The following is a 17,947-nucleotide window of genomic DNA, read 5'->3' as shown; positions in this document are numbered from 1 at the left end:
CTAACATAAGTAAAAAAAGATTTTAGACACCATGGAGGGATGTAGTGAGGAAATTGAACTCAAACAACAGAGATATCTTTTATAATAACAGAATAAACTATAGGAAGAGAAGAGATAAAAACATAGATACCATGAAAATGGTCGTATTAAACAAAAAATTTTGGCTGTGTTGCAGTGTTGTAAGTTCAATTCCGTTATTGATACTAATATGTTTGTTCTTATGGAAAGGGGCGCCTGTAGAATGGGTGATTTTTATCCAAGGATATCTGGCTTTATTTTTTGGTTTAAGCCTTAGCATAATATTTATATTCGGTTTAATAGAATCAATAATTGGAATATTGTTTGAAAAAGACAAAAAGCTTAGAAGGTTTGCTTTAGGAATAGTATTAACAAGATTATTAATGGCTATATATGAGATTTCAAGAAAATAAAATTTAAGTTAAAAAGTTAGCACAAGAGAGAAATTTTGTGGTAACTTTTTGAGATTTTAAAAATAAGTAAGTATGAAAAATTATTAATGATGAAGTTCAAAATAAAATATAAAATAATGTAATTAAAGAACATTTCTTTAGTAAAAATTAAAGTTAATGTTAAAAAAATTAAGGTGATTTATATGGATGAATTAAGATTGATATTTATAAAAATCAGTTTGTGGAAGATTTTTATGGATTTGATAGTAGGTTATGGTGCATATAGAGTGTTTAAGAAAAGTAAAAGTGATGAAGTTAAGATGAAAACAAAAAAAGTTTTAAAAGTTATTGGAGTAATGTTGATTATAGTTATATTTTGGGATGGAATAAGTATTTTAAAGGATAATATCTTTTTTTCGCCACACAAAAAAATTGTAAAAGTAGTGGAAATAAGAGATTATAAAAGTGGAGGTATAATAAATCAACCTGTATTAATGGACAATAAAAATGAATATTATTTCTATTTTTGGAGTCCAAAAGTAGAGGAAGGAAAGACATATGAGATAACATATTTACCAAATACTGAAGCAGTAGTGAAAGCTGTAGAAATAAAAAAATAGATTATTTATTAAAAGTTAGCATAAGACTTTTTTGTGCTAACTTTTATGTTATAGCTTAAAAATAATGCAATTAAAGGAACTTAGGTAAGTTTAAGTGTAAGTTTTAGGTTTAAGAGCGAAGTGTTAGGTCTTAGAGCGGAGCTCTTTAGGATTAGAAGATATAGAAGTATGAGATAAGGTAACGGATAAGTGAAAAGCAAAAAAATTATCATCCGAAAGGCAAGGTCTTCAGAGTAAATAAAGAGAATAGAAGAATATATTGGGAGATAGAGGTTTTAAATGATGAAGATTTCTCGGAGAGAAATAACCGACGTTTTCCATTTTACATTATCAATTATACATTAAGCGAAGCGATGAAGTGGTTTTGTATTCGACTATAATTATGATAGAGGAAATATAATATCAGAGAAGAATGGTAGAGATGAAATAACTCGTACAATAAGAGGCTTAGGATTAGTAGCTCAAAAAGACTCAAGTAATCAAATATCATTCTATCTACAGAACAGACATGGTGATGTATCAGGAATATTTGATAACACTGGAAGCTTCATAAATAAATATTCTTACGATGCTTTTGGAGAAATTAGAACATCAACCGAGACAATCAATAATAGATTTAAATACTCTGGAGAGCAACATGACAGTATAACAGGATACTACTACTTAAGAGCAAGATTCTATAATCCAGTGATAGGAAGATTTATGCAGGAGGATACGTATAGAGGAGATGGATTGAACCTATATTCATATGTGAGAAATAATCCAGTTAACTTTGTGGATCCGAGTGGGAATATGAGACATCCACTGCAGACTCCACTTGATAGAGGTGGCGGATGGGAAAGTATAGGAAGTGGAGTAAATACCTCAAGTTCAGGAACAAGATGTAGTAGTGAGGGGACAGATTATACAGAAGGTAAGAGGTCTTTTTCAAGAACAACTACTACTACTTCAATAGAGCTTACAAATTCAAATTTAATAACTAAAGGAACTTCGATAGAACTTTCATTTGATCCTTCAAGATTAGCAACTTCATCAAGTAAAGCTGGGATGATTGATATGGGGTATAATGGAATATTAGATTATGTAGATGAGGGGATAAAAGAAGCAATAAAAAGCACAGTTAAGACAAAAGGTGCTGGAGTTAGACAATCTATAAGAGAGGTTGAAAAATCATTAACTAAACATGGAAAAAATGTTAAAGGATTAAAAGTTGCAGGAAAAGCTATATCATATGGTACTATTGCTATAGATGTTTATGGTAATGCAAAGACAAATTATGAAAATGGAGATTATGAAAGGATTGCACCAGATGCAGGATATGGTATGGGTGGAATATGGGTAGGAACTCAAACTGGTAGAGCTGTAGGTGGTCCTTGGGGAGCTGCTGCCGGATTTGCTGTAGGGGTTATATATTTTGTAGCGACTGATATAGTAGTAATAAATGAAAAATCGTTAAAAGATCATACAAAAGATTTTGTTAATGAAGAGGTGGTGCCAGTAGTAGTAGTAGTAGTAGTAGTAGTAGTAGTAGTAGTAGTAGTAGTAGTAGTAGTAGTAGTAGTAGTAGTATCAATTATGGTAGAGAATCCCCCTATTACGATACCAATAACACCATTCAGTTTATTTAACCATTAATAAGTAAAAATAACGGAGGATAGTGTATTGAATAAAAATTTATCTAACAAAAGTTTAATTGATTTTATAAATAGTGAATTAAAGGCATTACTTAAGAAGGAACAACTTAATGGGGTATTAGTTTTAAGTATCTTTTTTGGATTACCATTAATAGTCCTTGAACAAAAGATTACTATAATGAATATTTTTATAGTGGGGAGTGTTTTATTTAATCTAATAATGTACATTATCCTTATATGTGATATAAGACGACATATAAAAATATATTTTATATATATGGGAATAAGTTCAATTATTTTACCAATAATCTTATTTTATGATACTTATAGATTACTTATGTTGTATGAACAGAACACTAGCTTATATTTAATAATTCTAATGTTGGTATCTGTGTCAGGATATATATTCCATTTTAAGATGTATAAAAACAAAATTGGAAAGAGAAAAGGGCAAAATATAAATTTAAAAGATTATGCACCTTTATATGCATGTATGGGAGCTATGGGAATGGGATTAGCAAGAATCTTATTTCGTGGTGTAAGTCAAAAAAATGCATATATTATACTTGCAAGTATGATGATAATAATGTTATTTATATTAATATTAAATATACGATACTTAATGATGTACTATTTATTAAGAAAAAATAATATTGAATTTCAAGAATTAAAGGTTGATTTGACAGATACAAAACTGAAATAAAATATTAAAGAATTATTAAGTCGACTTAGAGACAATTAAAAAAGTGTACTTTAGATGAGGCTCTGCAAAGGATGACTATTATTATTTGAATAGTAAACTCAATTAACAGACTAACATAAGAAATATTAGTCTGTTTTTAAGGTATAAAAGAAAGGTTAAAAGCGTAAGCTTTTCAGGATTGATAGTTAGTAGAATTTATAAATAAAAGTAACAGATAAGCAAAACAAAAAAGATTATTAGCCGGTAGGCAAGGACTTCAGAGTAATTAGAGAGAATAAAAATAAATATGGAAAAAGAATAATGGGTTTTAATAAGATGAGATTTCTCGGAGAGAAATGACCAACATTCACAATTCTCCATTCTCAATTCTCAATTAAGCGAAGCGCTGAAGTAGATACTCTTTCGATTATAATTATGATAGAGGAAGTATAATCTCAGAAAGAAATAGCTCAAACAAAGTAACAAGATCAATAAGAGGACTAGGATTAGTAGCACAAAAAGACTCAAAAAATCAAATGTCATTCTATTTACAGAATCGTCATGGAGATGTGACGGGGATATTTGATAACACAGGAAATATCATAAATAAATATTCTTACGATGCATTTGGAGAAATTAGAACATCAACAGAGTCAATAAACAATAGATTCAAATATTCAGGAGAACAACTAGACAGTATAACAGGACACTATTATCTGCGTGCAAGATTCTATAATCCAGTGATAGGAAGATTTACACAAGAGGATACGTATAGAGGAGATGGATTAAACCTATATTCTTATGTAAGAAATAATCCAATTAACTTTGTGGATCCGAGTGGGCATTATGGACAATCGTTACAAGCAACCTCACTTGATGGAAGTGGAGGTTCATATAGTAGTGGAAGTGGAGTAAATAGTTCAAGTTCAGGGTCAAAATGTAGTAGTCAGGGGTATGATTATACAAGTAATAATACTCAAGTAAGTAAAGAAAGTTGGTTAGATAAAACAGGTGATTATCTAAAAAGATCTGGTGAACAAATCATATTGGGGAATTATAGTGATGAAGTCACCATGTTAGGGACAGCAGGACAAGTAGCAACGGGATTAATTGGAATAGATTTACCTGCGGACATAAGAGATTTAACACATGATCTAACGAATTGGGAGTGGTCTTGGTCACATGCAGGTCAAACTGCATTAGATGCGATTGGGCTTGTACCATTAATTGGAGTAGCTAAAAATGCAGATGAAGTAGGAACGCTTGCAAAGCCTGTATTTAAAAAAGGAAAAGAGTTTATCAATAATATTGGTGACTTTTTCAAAGGTGGGAAAAAAAGTGTACAAACAGCTGCAGAGACTGTAAGTGATATTGGGTGTTTTACAGCAGGAACAAAAATTGAAACTGAAAATGGATTAAAAAGTATAGAAGATATAAAAGTAGGTGAAAAAGTTCTTGCAAAGGATATTGAGACTGGTAAAACTACCTATAGAGAAGTATTAAGGACCTTTATTAGAGCACATCACACAATAGTATCAATAAAAATAAAGGGTAGAATAATAGAAACAACATCAGACCATCCATTCTGGGTAAAAGGAAAAGGATGGGTTGAAGCAGGAAATCTAAGTGAAGAAGATATTCTTGAAGATCAAATGGGCAGAGATATAGAGATAGAAGAAATTCAGGTAAAGAGATATGAAGAAGCAATAACAGTTTATAACTTCGAAGTAGCAGAAGATCATAATTATTATGTAAGTGATATAGGAATATTAGTTCATAATAATAATCCATGTGCTCAGGCTGCTAAGGGGGCGGGTAATCTTGTTGAAGTCACCGCAGGTAAAAATTTCAAAGACTATTTTCTTTGACATAAAAAGTTGTTAGAGGGTGTACTTGGAACTAAATATCCAAAGTTAAAAAAAGATTCGGCAAGATTCCTAGAGGATATTGGTAGAGCTATAAATGAAGGTTATGTGGAGTTTGTTGGAAATGCAACTTTAAGAGGTGGTGATGAAGTTTACAAAGTTTATAGAGGAAATGGAATTACTATATCAACTTTACAAGATGGTGAATGGCATACAATGTTAGAGTCATTTAAAGGTATGGATAATGATTGGAATTTCATTCCCTAAAGGAGAGATGTTGAAATGCTTACTGAAATAAAAAATATAATATCTAGTAATAAACTAGATGATGTTATCTTAACTGGAATTACATCTATTGAGGAAGGTGTAGCTGAATTCTTGCCAATTACTAAGTATATCTACTTAGAATTTGGGGAAAACTTGTTAGAAATTGAATCAAGTGAGCAATACTCAAGAATACAAATTAGAGTAGTAGATTCAGTTATTCATGAGCCTGAATTTGAAGATGTTCTACCTAGTTATTGTAGTATTGCAAATATTGTTCTGTTGAACCCTATAGATAGGCATAAAGTAAAATCTATAAGCCTAATAAATTTAGAGGAGAAAGATTCTTATATTGAATGTGATGTATTAGAATTAGTACTAAAGAATGGTCAGATTATGTTTATTGACCCAATGTTTTTTGGTAATAACATCGGTGGTGCAGAACAAAAAGCGTTTTGGGTTGCTAATAGGAAAGAGGATAAAGAGTATAGAATCAGTGAATTTATCATATCTGAAACCTCACCCAGTGCCTAGTGAAACCAATACCACAATTACTATATAAGTTACCCCACTAGCTCTATGAGATATTTTAAATAACTATATTGGTAGATAAGTGAGGATGGATTTTCAAGAAGTCGATGCATAACACTAATATAACTCACTACAGAATTATTACAGAATAAAACAATTAATGGAGTTGCGAGTGTTTGCATAAATTTCTATTGTTTGTAATGAACTAAAACTCACTACCTATCTTAAATTCTGTAGTAAGTAATAAATTTAAGAAGAAAAATTAATTAATAAGTTAAGACCAACATGGGGAAACCTATGTTGGTTTTTTCATGTCTAAATAGGGAAAGGAGAGAAATAATAATGAATACAATTGTAAAAAATTTTGAAAGACATCTAATTGAAGATGGTAAGAGTATTAAAACTATAGAGAGTTACGTTGGAGATGTAACAGGATTAATTAAATATTTAGAATCAATGGGAGTAGAATTTGATGGAACTCTTAAAAGATTCTACATAACAAGTTACAAGAATAATCTCATTGAGAATGGTTACGAGCCTACAACTATAAATAAGAAAATAAATAGTTTCATGTCCTTAAATAACTATTTGATTGAAAAGGGATACATGAATGAAGTTGTAATTGACCTTAGAAAGGATAGAGTTAAGATTGCTACAGGTTCAGAGCATCAAGTAGAAGTGTTTTCAGATAGATTAGTTGAGAGAATACTTTTCTACATTCAGAATCAAAAGAAAGTAAGGTTAAGAGATAGGATGATAATTCAGATTCTAATGTTCATAGGAGTAAGAGTTAGCGAACTTTGTGACATAAAAATAAAGAACATAGATTTTCTAACAGGACATTTAAAAGTCATTGGGAAAGGGGGAAAGCTTAGAGAAGTACCACTTAAACCAGAAGTTGTCGAGAGTATAAAAGAATACCTTGTAGTTAGAAATAAAAATCCTTACAGGGATTCAGAGTATTTGCTTTTAGGACAGAGGGGAGCAATTAAGAGAGATGCTGTAAATACGCTTCTTGAAAAATACACTAGACAAGGGGAATTTGAAGTAAAGCTGAAACCTCATACATTTAGACATACTTTTTGTACAAGGCTAATAAATAAAGGAGTACCTATTACTACAGTAAGTAAGCTTGCAGGTCATAGTAGTGTGGAAACTACAGCCAGATTTTACATCAATAGCAGTAAGTAAAATATACAACAAAAGTAACGAATAAGCTAAAAGTAAAAAAGTTTTTAAGCCGAGAGGCAAGGACTTCAGAGGGATTAGAGAGAATATAAGAATATATTGGAAGAGAAAGGTATTAAATGATGAAGATTTCTCGGAGAGAAATAACATTGTATATGACACTATAACTGGTGGAGTGAAATCTGTAATTGAGGGTAAGTTAGCTGAAAAGAAAAAACAATGTTAAGTATAAGGAGATATTAATGGATGAATTAAGAATAATATTTATAAAAATTAGTATATGGATTATTATTACACATTTATTATTGATTGTTTGTGCATTTATAGCAATTAAAAAAACTAGAGGTAAGAAAACAAAAGCTTTCTTAAAGATAATAGGAGTGTTATTAAGTGTTATTTTAATTTGGAAAGTATCTTGTGTAGTTAAAGATAATATTGACTTTTCACTACAAAAAATTACGGTTATGGTGGTTGAAAAAAGATATCGAAGTGGAGGTTTTAGAAATACTCCAATATTGATGGATAATAAAAATGAGTATTATTTTTATTTTTGGAGTCCATATGTGGAGGAAGGAAAGACTTATGAGATAACATATTTACCAAATACGGAAGCGGTAGTGAAAGCTGTAGAGATAAAAAAATAGTTTGTTTATTAAAAGTTAGCATAAGACTTTCTTGTGCTAACTTTTACGATATAGCTTAAAAATAATATAGTTGAATGAGCTTAGGCGAGTTTAAGCGTAAGATTTAGGTCCTAGAGCGAAGCTCTTTAGGATTAGAATATATAGAAGTATGTGATAAAGGTAACGGATAAGTGAAAAGTAAAAAATTATCAGCCGAAAGGCAAGGATTTCAGAATAAATAAAGAGAATAGAAGAATATATTGGGGGAGAAAGGTTTTAAATGATGAAGATTTCTTGGAGAGAAATAACCGACGTTTTCCATTTTACATTATCAATTATACATTAAGCGAAGCGATGAAGCGATGGCATAGGACAACTAACAAACACAACCTACTCAAACGGAGACATAGAAAGCTTCACATATGACAAAGCAGGAAACAGATTAACAAAAACATTAAAAGGAATAACAACAAACTATAAATACGACCTAAACAACAGATTATATGAGTTAATAGAGAACGGAAAAACAACAAACTTCACCTACGACAAAAACGGAAACATGCTATCAGAATCAACAACAGGTGAAAACCCAATTAACTTCACATACAATAAGTTTAATCAACTTATTGAAATAACAAAAGGAAACCAATATCAAAAGAACTACTACGAACCGCTAGGCCTAAGAAGTTCAACTATAGAAAACGGATACGCTTTCGATTATAATTATGATAGAGGGAGCATAATCTCAGAAAGAAATAGTTCAGACAAAGTAACAAGAACAATAAGAGGAATAGGTTTAGTAGCACAAAAAGACTCAAAAAATCAAATATTATACTATTTACAAAATAGACACGGTGATGTAACAGGAATATTTGATAACACAGGAAACTTCAAAAATAGATACACGTATGATGCTTTCGGACAAACTAAAACATCAACAGAAAGTATTAACAATAGATTCAAATATGCAGGAGAACAGCATGACAGTATAACAGGACACTATTACTTAAGAGCAAGATTCTATAATCCAGTGATAGGTAGGTTTACACAAGAGGATAGTTACAGAGGAGATGGATTGAATCTATATTCTTATGTAAGGAATAATCCGATTAACTTTGTGGATCCGAGTGGGCATGCAGGAGTAGATTGTGGTAGTAATGTGTTTGATTATACAGGTAGACAAAGATATAATTCGAAGTCTTCAATAAATACTCCAGGTTTACAAGGTGCTTATGCTTATATTGAATCGCGACCTATTGAAGAACAGAAGAAAATGGCTGAATTAGGTAATAAAATAGTTTTATCTTCGTTACTCACTTTAGCTGGGGATGCTTATGATGCTGAATTGATACTAATAGGATATGATTTTGAAGATAAGCGTTGGATATCTAACGAAGAGAAGTTTTTATATATGATGATAGCGGGATTACCTGGATCAAGTAAGTTGACTAAAGAAATTGGTGAAGAAGTTGGTGAAAGATTACTTCATGAAGCTGGGGAAGAATTATTTGAAAAAGGCGGAAAAGAAGCTAGTGAAGAAGCGTTAGAAAAGGTAGCTAAGGAGAATGAAAAGACTGTAAGGGATGGGGCAGCAAGAGCAGCTGAATATTCAAAGAACTGGTCAGATGGAAGTTTAAAAGAAGCTATTGACAAATTTACACCAGATACTAAACCTGTAATTACAGATAAAGGAAAAATGATTTATACAAATAGCGAAACAGGTATACAAGTAGTATATGATACTAAAGGAGATTATTTTAGAATAGAAGATACAAGTAGGCCTAGAGGTAGAAATTATTTAGACTTAGATGGTAATGATATGAATAACAAAGTTGTTAATGGTAAACAAATGGGAAGAAATAAAAAAGAATACCAGATGGTTACTCATTTTAATAACATAGACTAGAGGTGATATAAATGAAAAGAGATAGATACATTAGAGTTCCGAAAGATGGCAAAGCTGCTGAGGATTATGATTATGGAGTTCAAAAGCCTTCACAAATGATAGATTGGATTTTAAATGAAGAAGAGTATTACAAGTTAGATTTATTAGAAGTATTTAATGAATTAAATATTGGATGCAATATAATTATTGATGACTTTGAAGAAGAGGTTATTATATATGATAAATTAGATAAAGCACTTGATATTGTTGATAAAATAATAATCAAAAATCAGGCTAGTAAAAAAGATAATATTGAAGTGTTGAATAAGCTTAAAGATATGGTTATATATGCAATAGAAAATAAGACTATTGTAGCATTTGATTTCTAATGTTTAAATTAATTTTGTATCAAATTTTATTGACTAAATAATAATAACAATTGAGGTGATGAAGAGACAGTTGAGTCTTTTCATCACTTTTTAATAGTATCATTAATTGAGTGATTATATTATAATTTTATTTTGTAGTGAGTATAAAGAATTTAAAATAAATGATAGGTATAAGAGAGAAGGGGTTAAAGGTTTAAGAGCAAAGCTCTATAGGGTTGGAGGTTTGCAAACGTTAGCTTCTTAGGAGTAGTAGTAAGTAAAATATACAATAAAAGTAACAAATAAGCTAAAATTAAAAAAAGTTTCAGCCGAAAGGCAAGGACTTCAGAGTGATTAGAGAGAACATAAGAATATATTGGAAGAGAAAGATTTTAAATGATGAAGATTTCTCGGAGAGAAATAACATTCGTTTTCAGTTTTCAATTTTCAACTTTCAATTAAGCGAAGCGTTTTTTAGGTTTAAGAGCGAAGCTCTTTAGTATATAGAAAAATCTTAGTTTAATAACAAGAGTAACGAGTTAAGCAAAAAGCCTAGACAATATTTAAGCCGTTAGGCAGGACATAATAAAAGAACATATGAACATAGATAGTATTCTATAAAAGTAAAGGCATGTGATAGAAAGTAGGAAAAAAAGCAAAGTAATAAAATAATTATTGACAATAAAAGTAAAATATATTAAAATTTGCATATATGCACAAATGTGCAAATGCTTTATGAAATACTCATGAGGAAGTGATATTAATGAAAACTAAAATAGGGTATTATCCAATGCTTGATATGGTTTTAGCAATAAGACAAATATTTAGTGTGGAGAGATTCAAACCTTTCTGTACATCACTAGAATGGCTGGATTCAAGACTTTCAAAAGAAGAAAAAGAGAAGATAAATACTATTGCATCATGTACACATGATTGGTTAGATGTAATAAAGAGAATGATAGATATGACAATGGATGGGGTATGTTCACCAGAAGAAATGTTTATAAATATATCAAAAAATCCAGAGTGTATTTTTGGGGAGAACGCTCAAAACTTTATGGGAGAGATGTTATCGGATATATGGTATAATCATTGCTTTGTTGAAATGTCGAAATATTCAAAACAAATAAGTGAAAAGGCAATGGATATTTCAAAAAGAGAGACTAAGGAAGAATTACTGGATTATATTCTTGGATTATCAGATAGGATTCAGAGGGAGGAAAAAGATACAATAAAGTTGAACATTAAACCCAAATTAAATGTTCATGTGGATGAAATAGAAAACATTATTGTAATGCCATCAGTATTTTCAAGCAGGAATGTAGCCTTTTGGTATAGTGAAAACACTTTTTTGTTTTATGTAGCACTTGATAGTAAACCAATGACACTTGAGGAACCATCAGATATGTTGATGTTAAGAACTTTAGCTTTCAATGATAAAACAAGACTTAAGATGTTGAAATCTCTTACTAAATCAGCCTTAAGTGTAAATGACATGGCAGAGAAATTGAGTATAAATGCTTCTACAGTTTCAAGACATTTCAAGGTATTTAAGGATGTTGGTTTTGTAGATATACAAAGGCAAGAAGGAAATTCAATATACTATGGGATACAGGAGAATGAGATAAAAAAATCTATGGAAAGTATATATAATTATATCTTTAAAGAGTAAAAATCGTGATAGAAAAAATTCAAGAATTTATTTAACTTTAAATATATTTATAGAGAGGAGCTGATATTATGAATAATACTTTGCAATTTGAGAGGATGACTATTAAAAGTTATGGTGAAATTTATGATATGTGGAATAGTATTCAAGGAATTGGAGTTAGTGATGCTGATTCTAAAGAAGCTATTGAAAGATATCTAGAACGTAATCCAAGTTCATCATTTGTATGCTATGAGGAAAATAAATTAATTGGTACAATCCTTTGTGGACATGATGGAAGGAGAGGGTATATACATCATACATGTGTATTACCTGAATATAGAGGACGAAATATAGGAAAAACTCTTGTTGAAAAAGCACTTGAGGAACTTAAGAAGGAAGGTATTAATAAATGCCATCTTTTTGTGTTTTATGATAATGAGTTAGGTAATGGGTTTTGGAATAATGTAGGTTGGGAAAAACGTTCTGACTTATTGATTTATTCTAAAAGAATATAAATTGAATAAAGGGGGGAATTAAAAATGAGGCATCTAGTATCACTAAGGGACATGGATAGAGCTCAGTTAGATGAACTTATGAAATTTGCTTATAGGGTGAAAGAAAAGCAGAGAATGGGGGAAGAGTTTAAACCTTTAAAGGGGAAGACTGTTATTACATCATTTCCATCAACTAGTTTAAGAACAAGAATATCCTTTGAAACGGGCATATTTCAGTTAGGGGCAAATGCTATAAATATGGAAATAAATTTTGAAGGAAAAGAGCCTTTAGAAGATAAAGTAGGATATTTGAACTGTTGGATAGATTATTTAGTTATAAGATATAAGAAAGAGAAAATAATTAGAGAAATATCTGAAAAAGCGGAGTTTCATGTTGTAAATGCTATGAGTAGAGAAAGCCATCCTTGTGAGATTTTAAGTGATCTAATGACATTGAATGAGATTAAAGGAAGATTGCAAGATCAAAAGATTGTGTTTGTAGGAGAGGGAGCAAATATAAGTAACACTTGGTTTGAGGCAGCAGCAAAACTGGACTTGAATCTAACACAAATATGCCCTGAAGGATATGAAATATCAGATGACCTTTTTAAATATGCAAGAGATAACTCAAATGGGGAGATAGTAGTTACAAATGATTTTGAAAAAGGAATAAAAAATGCTGATATAATACTAACTGATGGATGGCCACCATCAGAGAATGGTGAGAGTATACCTGAAATATTTTTACCATATCAATTAACGTTGGATAAACTAAAGAGTTGTAGCAAAGGGTATATAGTAAATCCTTGTCCTCCTTTTACTAGAGGAAATGAAGTAAGTGAGGAAATAATTAATTCAGATAGATTTATAGGCTATAAAGGAAAAGAAAACTTACTTCACATGCAAAAGGCAATTTTAGGAATATTAAATTTTGGCCATTAGATCTAAGAAAAGAGGAAATTAAGCTGGTGGATATTGCGCACCCATTATCAATGATGTGCAGAGGAAATGGGCATTACGAGCATTTTTACAGTGTGGCTCAACATTCAGTAAACTGTGCAAAAGAAGCTGAACTTAGAGGGCAATCACATAGAATACAGCTTGCATGCTTACTTCATGATGCGTCTGAAGCATATATATCTGATATAACAAGACCTGTTAAAAGATTATTAGTTGAATATTTGACCATTGAAGAAAAGCTTCAAAACTTCATATTTGATTTTTATGGAATAGGAGATTTATCAGAGGAAGAAGAGGCAATAGTAAAAGATATAGATGATTCAATGCTTAATTATGAATTAAAAGAGTTATTAGAAAAAGATAGAGTTTATGATTTTAACGTAACTAGCAGAAGTCTCCCATCTTCTATAAGTGGGAGATGAATGCGTAATCTTAATACTTTTACATGGATAAAAAATCATAAATGTGAAATAATAAGAATGAATGTTCTTAAGATTCGTTATGATTGTATTGAAGAGTAAAGGTGTTGAAAGTAATGAAAATCAACAAAGCATATAAATTCAGAATGTATCCAAATGAAAATCAAATAAAGATTATTGAAAAATCTTTTGGTTGTTCAAGATATGTATATAATTATTTCTTAAACCAAAGGAATGAAATATATAAAGCTGAAAAAAGATGTATGAAATATACAGAACAACAAAATCAATTACCAAGTATGAAAAAAGAACTTGTGTGGCTTAAAGAAATTGATAGTACATCACTGCAGATGTCACTAAGAAATCTTGATGCTGCATTCAAAAATTTCTTTGAAGGTAGAGCAGACAGACCAAAATTCAAAAGTAAAAGAGACAACTATAAAACATATACAAGTAATTTTGTGAATAACAATATTGAAATAAAAAAAGATAAAATAAAACTGCCTAAATTGAAATATGTTAATGCAAAAATTCATAGATATGTTGAAGGTAGAGTAATAAACGCTACTGTTTCTAAAACATCAAGTGGTAAATATTTTGTATCTATATGTGTTGAAACAAAGATAGAGCCATTAAAAAAAGTATCGGGGAATGTTGGTATAGACTTAGGGTTATGTCATTTTGCAATATTATCAAATGGTGAAAAGATTGAAAATCCGAAGTATCTAAAAAAGTCATTAGATAAATTGGCAAAGGAACAAAGAAAATTAAGTAGTAAAGAAAAAGGCAGTAACAATTGGAATAAGCAAAGAATAAAGGTTGCTAGACTACATGAACGTATATCTAATCAAAGATTAGACTTCATCCATAAGTTATCTAAAAGAATTATAAGCGATAATCAAGTTATAATTCTTGAAGATTTATCAGTTAAAAATATGATGAAGAATGATAAATTAGCTCAAAGTATTTCAGATGTAAGTTGGTATAAATTTGTTACTATTCTAGACTATAAGGCAAAATGGTATGGAAGAAAAATTCATAAAATAAATAGATGGTATCCGTCATCTAAAACATGCAATAATTGTGGTCATGTTTTAGATGAAATGCCACTGAATATAAGAGAATGGAAATGTCCTAAATGCGATAGCATTCATGATAGGGATATAAATGCCAGTAGGAATATCTTGAAGCAAGGGTTATTAGAAATAGCCTAAAAAAATAAGAACCGTAGGTCTTACGGGGATAGCCTGTGGAGAAAGTAGATTACGAAATCTGTGAAGCAGGAAAAGTTCTTGGATACACCAAGAAGCCCCCACTTCAGCGTGAGTAAGTGGAGGGTAGTTCACGGATATGAGAGAGGTTAGAGATGAATTTATAAATATGGTTGAATCACTATTGGAGAAAAAATTATAGAAAAAGTAAAAGCACGCGTTGCGTGCTTTGTTATTGTAATTCTTTTCTAAGTCCAGCTAAGAAATAATCAACATTATCTATGTCTTCTTGATTTATAGGACTAGATAGTCTATTTATTATTTCATCTTTATTAAGACCAATTTCATCAACTAGATTTCCAATCTCTTTTAATCTATTTGTTATTTTTATCATTTCTTCCTTAGAAATAAGCCTATCTACGTGAGATTCTACATAGTAATCTGCATCATAAGAAAGAAGTTTATCTATCAGTGGGAATAAGTTTTTAGTTGAGTAACTCCACTCACCGTGGTATATATCAACAAATAGGCAGTCTCCAATAAATATTATTTTATCTTCTTCTGAGAATATAACACTTGAATCTATAGAGTGTTCTCCTCCAACGTGTTCTATTTTACAAGTAATCGTACCTAAATCTATTTCAACTCCACAATCATAAGTAATATCAGGAGTTTTTAAATCTAAAATTCTAGGTTCTTTTAATTCTTCTTGTATTTTTTCTTTACAAAACTCAATTTCACTACCCTCTTTTACTCTCAGTTCTAAGGCTTTATCAGACCAATCTAAAGTGAGCATTTTTTCAATTTCTTTCTTAGTTTCAGTATGTGAGAAAGTTGGAATATTCATTTCTTTTATTCCAAATACATGATCCCAGTGCCAGTGAGTTATTGCCAAATACCTTTTCTCAGGCAGATTCATTTTGTTTAATTCATCTATAAATTCTCTGGCATGTTTTTTTGAGTTTCCCCCATCAACTATAAGAACACTTTCTTTACCAACAATTGCAGCAAGTATCGGTCTATCTGTTTTTTCTACTGGAGGAGTATAATATATATTTTTAGACATTTTCTTTAATCTTGTGTTGTTCATTTTGTATCTTCCTTAGTGATTATGTTTTTTAAAATTTGATCTTTAATCAATTATTTATGATTAATAAAAACGATTTTAAACTCAACACCTTCTTCAATATTATAAGCTGCTACCTTTCCGTTATGTGCTTCTATAACCTGTTTAACTATAGCAAGACCAAGACCAAACTGTCCTTCTTTATCTTTTTTATAAGAATCAAACAATATCATTGGGTCAGCAGCACCAAAATGGGGACCGTCATTGGATATTTTTATTTCAATTTTCTTTTCAATATCCATTGATATTTTCACATAATTTTTAGCGTATCTTATTTGATTTTCAATTATGTTTTCAAAGGCAATAAGAAGGGCTTCAGAGTCACCTTTAACTTCCAATTCTTTTAAATTAGTTTTCCATTTTAATTCAGGTCTAACTACACTAAACTTTGATATAAGACTTCTTAAGAGTCTATCAATTCTAATAAGTTCTCTATTTTCACTATACTCAAGTGAATGGCCTAAGGTATTTAACCTTAAAAGTTGAGTAATCTTTCTTTCTAACCTTTCAGATTCTATTTTAATCACTTCTGCAATAGATTCTTCACTTGTTACATCTACACCATCCAATAGTGCTTGAGCATAACCTTTGATGATCATTACAGGCGTTTTTAAGTCATGAGATGTGGATTGTAAGAATTGTCGATCTCTCTCTTCAGCAACTCTTAATGAATCCCTCATTTTCTCTAAGGCATCTGATAACAGACCAATTTCATCTCGGTCAGTTTTAGGTACTGAGGCATTCCAATTACGTTTTGATATTTCTTCAGCAAAAAACTCAAGTTCTTGAATTGGTTTAGCGATTTTCTTTGCAGTAATTCTAGAAGAGAAGAAACTGATAATTAGAAGAACTAAAATAATAATTAATCCTTTAATATCAAATTTAGTCTTTCTTTTAGTTGAAGTTAAGAATACCTTTGCTTCTTTTCCTGTTTTATACCAATCTACATAGTAATAATGGTTTACATTACCATCTTTAATAATACCTTTATTATCTTTAATATTTTCTTTTTCTATCTGATCAACAATGCTTTCAATAATAAGTTCATCTTCTTTATTATTCACATACTGAGATTTTGTAAATGGATCAACAAAGATGTTAAATTTATCTTGATCTTTTTGAATTTTAAAATGAGCAACCCAAAGAGTATGGTTATCTTCAGGTACTGTAGATTGACCCCTGTTGCTTTGAGCTTTTGCTGATTCTTTTAGCTGATCATAAATAAAATCTTTTTTAGACTCTCTTAAAAAAGTAATATTAGCAAGCAAAACTAGAACCAAAAGAATTAAAATGGTTCTAGTCATGGCGCGCCATATTTTCCAGCTTATAGAACGAAAGTTTTTTTTCATATTATCACTCCAATGTGAGTATGTAACCGTACCCATATATTGTTTCTAAAGGCAGTTCAGGGGCTTTTTTTCTTAAACGTCTTAGAGTATCGTCTACAACTCTTTCAGAACCAAAATAATCTGTTCCCCATACACCATCAATGATTTGGGTTCTACTAATAGCCTTAGCGTGGTTATTTATAAGAAATTCTAATAAATCATATTCTTTAACTGTTAAGGTTATTTCTTCATTACCATTTATTATTATCCTTCTTTGTCTATTGAAGGAATAAGGTCCTAATGGAACAATTATTGATCCTTGTTTAGTATTAGAGGTTTTCAAAATACGATTCGCTCTTAAGACCAATTCACGTGGAAGAAAAGGCTTAGGTAAATAGTCATCACTTCCCATTTCAAGACCAATTACACGATCAAGCTCTGCACTTCTAGCTGACATGAATATCACAGGGATTTCTGGAGTGGCTGTTTTAATAGCTTTAATCAAGGAATAACCATCCATACCAGGAAGCATAATATCAAGTACCCAGAGATCAGGTTTTTCTAAAATAGCATTTTTGGCATCTAGTCCATTATTAAAGGTAGTTACATTATAGTCAGCATCTGTTAGATATGATACTAACAGATTTGCTAGAGGTCTTTCATCCTCAACTAGATAGATACGTTTCAT

At 30.5% G+C, this 17,947-nt stretch carries 19 protein-coding genes; 16 read left to right on the top strand and 3 right to left on the bottom strand.

Annotation, left to right across the window (positions count from 1 at the left end; genetic code table 11):
- The first annotated feature begins 44 nt into the window (after positions 1-44).
- The 16 genes from OW730_RS00250 (at position 45) to tnpB (ending at position 14,808) form a co-directional block, all read left to right on the top strand.
- Positions 45-431, top strand: a complete 387-nt coding sequence (locus tag OW730_RS00250) for a hypothetical protein (protein ID WP_271227169.1) — start codon at positions 45-47, stop codon at positions 429-431.
- A gap of 182 nt (positions 432-613) precedes the next feature.
- On the top strand, positions 614-1,030 hold the full coding sequence (locus OW730_RS00245; RefSeq protein ID WP_271227168.1) for a hypothetical protein: 417 nt from the start codon (positions 614-616) through the stop codon (positions 1,028-1,030).
- A 396-nt stretch (positions 1,031-1,426) separates the two neighbouring features.
- The gene (locus tag OW730_RS00240; protein WP_333781294.1) at positions 1,427-2,665 is read left to right on the top strand and encodes an RHS repeat-associated core domain-containing protein; all 1,239 of its coding nucleotides are present in this window, start codon (positions 1,427-1,429) and stop codon (positions 2,663-2,665) included.
- Between the two features lie 27 nt (positions 2,666-2,692).
- Complete coding sequence (locus tag OW730_RS00235) at positions 2,693-3,367, top strand: hypothetical protein (protein WP_271227167.1); 675 nt, start codon at positions 2,693-2,695, stop codon at positions 3,365-3,367.
- 515 nt (positions 3,368-3,882) lie between these two features.
- The gene (locus OW730_RS00230) at positions 3,883-5,214 is read left to right on the top strand and encodes a polymorphic toxin-type HINT domain-containing protein (RefSeq protein WP_271227166.1); all 1,332 of its coding nucleotides are present in this window, start codon (positions 3,883-3,885) and stop codon (positions 5,212-5,214) included.
- A 9-nt stretch (positions 5,215-5,223) separates the two neighbouring features.
- The gene (locus OW730_RS00225; RefSeq protein ID WP_271227165.1) at positions 5,224-5,478 is read left to right on the top strand and encodes a hypothetical protein; all 255 of its coding nucleotides are present in this window, start codon (positions 5,224-5,226) and stop codon (positions 5,476-5,478) included.
- A 15-nt stretch (positions 5,479-5,493) separates the two neighbouring features.
- On the top strand, positions 5,494-6,009 hold the full coding sequence (locus OW730_RS00220; protein WP_271227164.1) for a hypothetical protein: 516 nt from the start codon (positions 5,494-5,496) through the stop codon (positions 6,007-6,009).
- A gap of 339 nt (positions 6,010-6,348) precedes the next feature.
- On the top strand, positions 6,349-7,197 hold the full coding sequence (locus tag OW730_RS00215; RefSeq protein ID WP_271227163.1) for a tyrosine-type recombinase/integrase: 849 nt from the start codon (positions 6,349-6,351) through the stop codon (positions 7,195-7,197).
- 239 nt (positions 7,198-7,436) lie between these two features.
- Positions 7,437-7,838, top strand: coding sequence for a hypothetical protein (locus OW730_RS00210; protein ID WP_271227162.1), 402 nt, complete (start codon positions 7,437-7,439; stop codon positions 7,836-7,838).
- 538 nt (positions 7,839-8,376) lie between these two features.
- The gene (locus OW730_RS00205) at positions 8,377-9,723 is read left to right on the top strand and encodes an RHS repeat-associated core domain-containing protein (protein WP_271227161.1); all 1,347 of its coding nucleotides are present in this window, start codon (positions 8,377-8,379) and stop codon (positions 9,721-9,723) included.
- A gap of 11 nt (positions 9,724-9,734) precedes the next feature.
- On the top strand, positions 9,735-10,091 hold the full coding sequence (locus OW730_RS00200) for a hypothetical protein (protein WP_271227160.1): 357 nt from the start codon (positions 9,735-9,737) through the stop codon (positions 10,089-10,091).
- A gap of 742 nt (positions 10,092-10,833) precedes the next feature.
- Positions 10,834-11,742, top strand: a complete 909-nt coding sequence (locus OW730_RS00195) for an ArsR/SmtB family transcription factor (RefSeq protein ID WP_271227159.1) — start codon at positions 10,834-10,836, stop codon at positions 11,740-11,742.
- Between the two features lie 68 nt (positions 11,743-11,810).
- The gene (locus OW730_RS00190; RefSeq protein ID WP_271227158.1) at positions 11,811-12,236 is read left to right on the top strand and encodes a GNAT family N-acetyltransferase; all 426 of its coding nucleotides are present in this window, start codon (positions 11,811-11,813) and stop codon (positions 12,234-12,236) included.
- A 24-nt stretch (positions 12,237-12,260) separates the two neighbouring features.
- Positions 12,261-13,157, top strand: coding sequence for an ornithine carbamoyltransferase (locus tag OW730_RS00185; RefSeq protein ID WP_271227157.1), 897 nt, complete (start codon positions 12,261-12,263; stop codon positions 13,155-13,157).
- 26 nt (positions 13,158-13,183) lie between these two features.
- Positions 13,184-13,597 carry an HD domain-containing protein gene (locus OW730_RS00180; RefSeq protein ID WP_271227156.1) on the top strand — a complete coding sequence of 138 codons (414 nt, stop codon included), beginning with the start codon at positions 13,184-13,186 and terminating at the stop codon, positions 13,595-13,597.
- Positions 13,598-13,710: 113 nt separating this feature from the next.
- Positions 13,711-14,808 (top strand): IS200/IS605 family element RNA-guided endonuclease TnpB, encoded by a 1,098-nt coding sequence (gene tnpB, locus OW730_RS00175; RefSeq protein ID WP_333781253.1) that lies wholly within the window; start codon positions 13,711-13,713, stop codon positions 14,806-14,808.
- Positions 14,809-15,037: 229 nt separating this feature from the next.
- Here tnpB and OW730_RS00170 read toward each other — a convergent pair whose 3' ends face one another.
- From OW730_RS00170 to OW730_RS00160, 3 genes are read right to left on the bottom strand one after another with little or no spacing between them, the layout of a single operon-like run.
- Positions 15,038-15,895: an MBL fold metallo-hydrolase gene (locus OW730_RS00170; protein ID WP_271227155.1), complete on the bottom strand. Its 858-nt coding sequence runs from the start codon at positions 15,893-15,895 to the stop codon at positions 15,038-15,040.
- 50 nt (positions 15,896-15,945) lie between these two features.
- On the bottom strand, positions 15,946-17,280 hold the full coding sequence (locus tag OW730_RS00165; protein ID WP_271227154.1) for a HAMP domain-containing sensor histidine kinase: 1,335 nt from the start codon (positions 17,278-17,280) through the stop codon (positions 15,946-15,948).
- A gap of 4 nt (positions 17,281-17,284) precedes the next feature.
- Positions 17,285-17,947, bottom strand: a complete 663-nt coding sequence (locus OW730_RS00160; RefSeq protein WP_271227153.1) for a response regulator transcription factor — start codon at positions 17,945-17,947, stop codon at positions 17,285-17,287.

The sequence above is a fragment of the Oceanirhabdus sp. W0125-5 genome, from assembly GCF_027938815.1.
Classification (GTDB): Bacteria; Bacillota; Clostridia; order Clostridiales; family Clostridiaceae; genus Oceanirhabdus.
This window is presented reverse-complemented; position numbering and strand designations above follow the sequence as displayed.

What these genes read in the sequence shown, in the direction of transcription:
- tnpB (WP_333781253.1), top strand. Translation starts at nt 13,711, where the DNA reads ATGAAAATCAACAAAGCATATAAATTCAGAATGTATCCAAATGAAAAT.
- OW730_RS00185 (WP_271227157.1), top strand. Translation starts at nt 12,261, where the DNA reads ATGAGGCATCTAGTATCACTAAGGGACATGGATAGAGCTCAGTTAGAT.
- OW730_RS00230 (WP_271227166.1), top strand. Translation starts at nt 3,883, where the DNA reads ATGTCATTCTATTTACAGAATCGTCATGGAGATGTGACGGGGATATTT.
- OW730_RS00210 (WP_271227162.1), top strand. Translation starts at nt 7,437, where the DNA reads ATGGATGAATTAAGAATAATATTTATAAAAATTAGTATATGGATTATT.
- OW730_RS00190 (WP_271227158.1), top strand. Translation starts at nt 11,811, where the DNA reads ATGAATAATACTTTGCAATTTGAGAGGATGACTATTAAAAGTTATGGT.
- OW730_RS00160 (WP_271227153.1), bottom strand. Translation starts at nt 17,947, where the DNA reads ATGAAACGTATCTATCTAGTTGAGGATGAAAGACCTCTAGCAAATCTG.
- OW730_RS00220 (WP_271227164.1), top strand. Translation starts at nt 5,494, where the DNA reads ATGCTTACTGAAATAAAAAATATAATATCTAGTAATAAACTAGATGAT.
- OW730_RS00200 (WP_271227160.1), top strand. Translation starts at nt 9,735, where the DNA reads ATGAAAAGAGATAGATACATTAGAGTTCCGAAAGATGGCAAAGCTGCT.
- OW730_RS00170 (WP_271227155.1), bottom strand. Translation starts at nt 15,895, where the DNA reads ATGAACAACACAAGATTAAAGAAAATGTCTAAAAATATATATTATACT.
- OW730_RS00205 (WP_271227161.1), top strand. Translation starts at nt 8,377, where the DNA reads ATGCTATCAGAATCAACAACAGGTGAAAACCCAATTAACTTCACATAC.
- OW730_RS00245 (WP_271227168.1), top strand. Translation starts at nt 614, where the DNA reads ATGGATGAATTAAGATTGATATTTATAAAAATCAGTTTGTGGAAGATT.
- OW730_RS00195 (WP_271227159.1), top strand. Translation starts at nt 10,834, where the DNA reads ATGAAAACTAAAATAGGGTATTATCCAATGCTTGATATGGTTTTAGCA.
- OW730_RS00215 (WP_271227163.1), top strand. Translation starts at nt 6,349, where the DNA reads ATGAATACAATTGTAAAAAATTTTGAAAGACATCTAATTGAAGATGGT.
- OW730_RS00165 (WP_271227154.1), bottom strand. Translation starts at nt 17,280, where the DNA reads ATGAAAAAAAACTTTCGTTCTATAAGCTGGAAAATATGGCGCGCCATG.